At 69.9% G+C, this 4,280-nt stretch carries 4 protein-coding genes; 2 read left to right on the top strand and 2 right to left on the bottom strand.

What is annotated here, in order from left to right:
* Positions 1-498 (top strand): solute carrier family 23 protein (locus tag AC1D2K_RS30910; protein WP_478093778.1); only part of this gene is annotated, 498 nt, incomplete at its 5' end.
* A 469-nt stretch (positions 499-967) separates the two neighbouring features.
* Here the strand turns inward: AC1D2K_RS30910 and AC1D2K_RS30905 are convergent.
* On the bottom strand, positions 968-2,788 hold the full coding sequence (locus AC1D2K_RS30905; RefSeq protein ID WP_478093776.1) for an SLC13 family permease: 1,821 nt from the start codon (positions 2,786-2,788) through the stop codon (positions 968-970).
* Between the two features lie 3 nt (positions 2,789-2,791).
* On the bottom strand, positions 2,792-3,640 hold the full coding sequence (locus AC1D2K_RS30900) for an aldo/keto reductase (protein ID WP_478093774.1): 849 nt from the start codon (positions 3,638-3,640) through the stop codon (positions 2,792-2,794).
* Between the two features lie 113 nt (positions 3,641-3,753).
* Here AC1D2K_RS30900 and AC1D2K_RS30895 point away from each other — a divergent pair.
* Positions 3,754-4,280, top strand: a 527-nt coding sequence (locus AC1D2K_RS30895) for a helix-turn-helix domain-containing protein (RefSeq protein WP_478093773.1), incomplete at its 3' end; no start/stop codon positions are given.

The following is a 4,280-nucleotide window of genomic DNA, read 5'->3' as shown; positions in this document are numbered from 1 at the left end:
GACGGCCTCGGCACCCACATCGGCGGCGACTTCAACACCTTCCCCTACACCAGCTTCTATCAGAACGTCGGGCTGGTGGCGGTCACGGGCATCAAGAGCCGCTATGTCTGCGTGGCCGGCGGCGTGATCCTGGTCGTGCTGGGCCTGCTGCCGAAGATGGCGGCACTGGTCGAGTCGCTGCCGACGGTGGTTCTGGGCGGCGCCGGGCTGGTGATGTTCGGCATGGTCGCGGCCACCGGCATCCGCATCTTGTCGGGCGTGGACTTCAAGACCAACCGGCACAACGCGATGATCGTCGCGGTGTCGATCGGCGTCGGGATGATCCCGCTGCTGGCGCCCAACTTCAAGCAGTGGATGCCGCACGCGATCCACTCGCTGGTGGAGTCGGGCATCCTGCTGGCGTCGATCTGCGCGGTGTTGTTGAACCTGTTCCTGAACGGCGCCAAGCATGACGAGGCGGCGATCGTGGCCGCTGCCAAACAAGCCGAGGCGCACTAGGCTCGCCCCCAGGTTGGGCTCACTTCGTGTAGCCCGCCCAACCCCCTACCGGGGGCGCAGTCAGCGGCCCGGCGAAGCCGGTTCCGCGRCTGCCCACGAACRGGCGCGCTGCGCGCAGCCGTSGAACAACCACAGCGCCCATTGCTTTGGCCGGCGCAGCCAGGCCCGTTGGTGRAACACCGCGGAWCYGGCTTCGCCAGTCCGCTGGTGTTGCCCCCGGTAGGGGGTGGGCGCCCCGACACGAAGTGCGGGGCAACCTGGGGGCGAGCTAACCCAGCAGTAGAGCGTCGTCGGAGACCTGCTCGCCGCGCACCTTCTCGAACATCGCCAGCAGGTGCTGCACATCCCTCCGTGGGGTCTCTGGTTCTTGCGAATTTCCAGGGAGGACAGAAGCGGCTGGCCCATGGGCGACACCCGCCGCGGCGCGAGCGAGTCCCTCCCCGAAGGCGCGCAGTCTAACTGCTCGGCTTCAGAACGGCAGCAGCCATGGCACCAGCGCGACGCTCACGACCAGCACCAGCAGCACCAGCGGCAGGCCGAGGCGCACGAAGTCCATGAAGCTGTAGTCGCCCGGCCCGACCACCAGCGTGTTCACGGGCGACGAGACCGGCGTCACGAAAGCGGCCGAGGCGGCCAGCGCGACGGTCATCGCGAAYGGATACGGCGAGGCCTGCAGCTCCTTGGCGATGGCCAGGGCCACCGGCGCCATCAACACCGCGGTCGCGGTGTTGGAGATGAACATGCCGAGCACCGCCGTGACCGCGAAGATCACGGCCAGCACGGTGCGCGGTCCGGCGTCGCCGACGATGCCCATCAGCATCTGGGCCGCGAGATCGACGCCGCCGGTGCGTTGCAGGGCGAGCGAGAACGGCAGCATGCCGACGATCAGCACCAGGCTCGGCCAGTGGATCGCGCGGTAGGCGCTGCGCAGGTCGACGCAGCCGCACAGGCCCATCAGCAGGCAGCCGATCAGCGCCGCCTGCACATTGGGTACCCAGCCGCTGACCATCAGCACCACGACCAGCGCGAGCGCGAGCAATGCGAACGGCGCGCGCGAGGCGGCGGGCGACACTTCGTCGAACTCCGACGGCAGGTTGAAGATGATCAGGTGCATGTCCGACCGGAGTCTTCGGATCACATTCCAGATGCCGACCACCAGCAGCGTGTCGCCGGCCTTCAGCGGCTCGTCGAGGATGTCGTCGTGCTCGGCCGAGCGGCCATGCTTCAGGCCGATGACCGAGACGTCGTGGTTGGCGCGCAGGCGGGCCTCGACGACGGTCTTGCCGATCAGGCCCGAACCCGGCGGGATCAGCACCTCGGCCATGCCGATGTCCTGCGCATGCGCGGAGAAGTAGGCGCCGGCCAGCGGCAGCCGCTCGAGCGCGAAACGGTGGCTCAGGCCGTCGAGATCGGCGGACGGCCGCGAGACGTCGAGGAACAGCACGTCGCCGGTCTCGATCGGGGTTCCGGGGGGCAGCAGGTCCTTCGCGAAACGGCGCTGGCGCTCGATGGCCAACAGGTTCACGCCCGGGATGGCGCCCGCCTCGAGCGCTTCGAAGACATGGCCGGCGGCGGCCGATCCGGGCAGCACCCGGAACCGGTGCCCGCGCTCGGCCAGCGCGTACTCGTCGATCCACTGGCCGAGCCCCGCCCTCTGGCCGGCGGGCCCGGCCGGGGCCTTCGATCCGCCGAGCCAGCGCCGCACCCCGAGCATGTAGGCGATGGCGACGAGCAGCACCGGCACGCCGAAGGGCGTGAAGCTGAAGAAGTGGAAGCCGTCGAAACCCTTGCGCACCAGCTCGGCGTGAATCACCAGGTTGGGCGCCGTCGCCACCAGGGTCATCATGCCGCTGATGAGCGCCGCGACGGACAGCGGCATCATCAGCCGCCCGGCCGCCACGCCGGTGTTGCGCGCAATGCGCAGCACGATCGGCACGAAGATCGCGACCACGCCGGTCGAGCTCATCACCGAGCCGACGCCGGCCACGATGACCATCAGCAGCACGATCAACCGCGCCTCGTTGCCGCCGGCCCGCGCCACCAGCAGATCGCCGAGCCGCTGCGCGACCCCGGTGCGCAGCAGCCCTTCGCCGATCACGAACAGCATCGCGATCAGCACGATGTTGGGATCCGCGAAGCCGGCCAGCGACTCCTGCATGCTGATCACGCCGGTGAACGGCAGCGCCGCCATCATGAGCAGCGCGACCACGTCGGTGCGGGGGCGGCCGATCGCGAACATCGCCACGGCGCTGGCCAGCAGCGCAAGAACAAGGCCGAGCTGAAGGTTCATCGGTCAGATCATCGCCAGCGGCTTCTTGCGCCGCGGGGCAGGATGAAGGCGGTCGATCTCGGCCAGCACGTCCGCGCCCAGCGTCAGTCCGGCCGCCGCGAGGTTGTCGCGCAGATGGGCCTCGCGCACCGCCTTCGGGATCGCGGCCACGCCGGGCTGCGCCAGCACCCACGCCAGTGCGAGCTGCGCCGCGCTGATGCCGAGCCGCTCGGCGATCTTCTGCAGGCCGGCATCGGCGGCCAGCGCGCCCTGGTCGATCGGGCTGTAGGCCATCAGCGGCATGCCGCGTGCGCGCTGCCAGGGCAGCAGGCTGAACTCGGGGCCGCGCTCGGCCGCCGAGTAATAGACCTGGTTGGCGGCACAGTCGCTGCCCAGCGCGGCGAGTTCCTCCAGGTCGTCGGTGTCGAAATTGCTGACGCCCCAGCGGCGGATGCGCCCCTGCGCCACCAGCGCGCGCAGCGCCTCGCAGGTCTGGGCCAGCGGATGCTCCCCGCGCCAGTGCAGCAGGTAGAGGTCGATGTGGTCGAGGTCCAGCCGCGCGAGGCTGCGCGCGCAGGCCGCCGGCGTGCCCGCGCGGCTGGCGTTGTGCGGATAGACCTTGCTGACGATGAACAGCTCCTCGCGCTTCACATCGCCCGCGCGCAGCGCCTCGGCCACGGCCTGCCCGACCACCTCCTCGGCGCCGCCTTCGCCGTACATCTCGGCGGTGTCGACGAGCCGGTAGCCCATCTCGATGGCGGCGCGAACCGCCGCGACTTCCGCAGCGCGGCGGCCGGCCGATTCACCCATCTTCCAGGTGCCGAGGCCGAGCGCGGGCATCCGCCCGCCGCCGGGCAGCTCCAGATATCGCATGGGGATCTCCTTCTTGTAGGGCGGGATCGCATCCCGCGCGCCACGATGCTAACCAAGCCGCGATCGCCGAGGCACTGGACGATTCATCCAATATCTAAGACAATAATTCCAACATGACGGAACAAGCAGACAGCCTGAACGATCGCATCGCCGCGCGGGTTCGCGAACTGCGCGCGGCGCGCGGCCTGTCGCTCGACGCGCTGGCCACGCACTGCGGGGTCAGCCGCTCGATGATCTCGCTGATCGAGCGCGGCGAAAGCAGCCCCACCGCGGTGCTGCTCGAGAAGCTCGCCACCGGCCTTGGCGTCGCGCTGGCCTCGCTGTTCGAGCCGCCGCAAGCCAGCGACGACCCCGTCGCGCGGCTGGCCGACCAACCCTTGTGGCGCGATCCGCATTCGGGCTACGTGCGCCGCAACGTCTCGCCCGCCGGCGGGTCGTCGCCGATCCAGATCGTCGAGGTGGCCTTCCCGCCGAAGGCGCGGGTGGCCTACGAGAGCGGCGCCCGCGAACCCCGCATCCACCAGCAGGTGTGGGTGCTGGAGAACACGATCGAAGTCACGGTCGGCGACGCGGTCCATCGGCTCGAGGCCGGCGACTGCCTGGCCCACGTGCTGGACCGTCCCGTGAGCTATCACAACCC

The sequence above is a fragment of the Variovorax sp. P1_H12_2 genome (assembly GCF_056405335.1).
Note: the sequence above shows the minus strand (reverse complement) of the source record. Positions and strands in the feature narration are given on the sequence as shown.

What these genes read in the sequence shown, in the direction of transcription:
- AC1D2K_RS30900 (WP_478093774.1), bottom strand. Translation starts at nt 3,640, where the DNA reads ATGCGATATCTGGAGCTGCCCGGCGGCGGGCGGATGCCCGCGCTCGGC.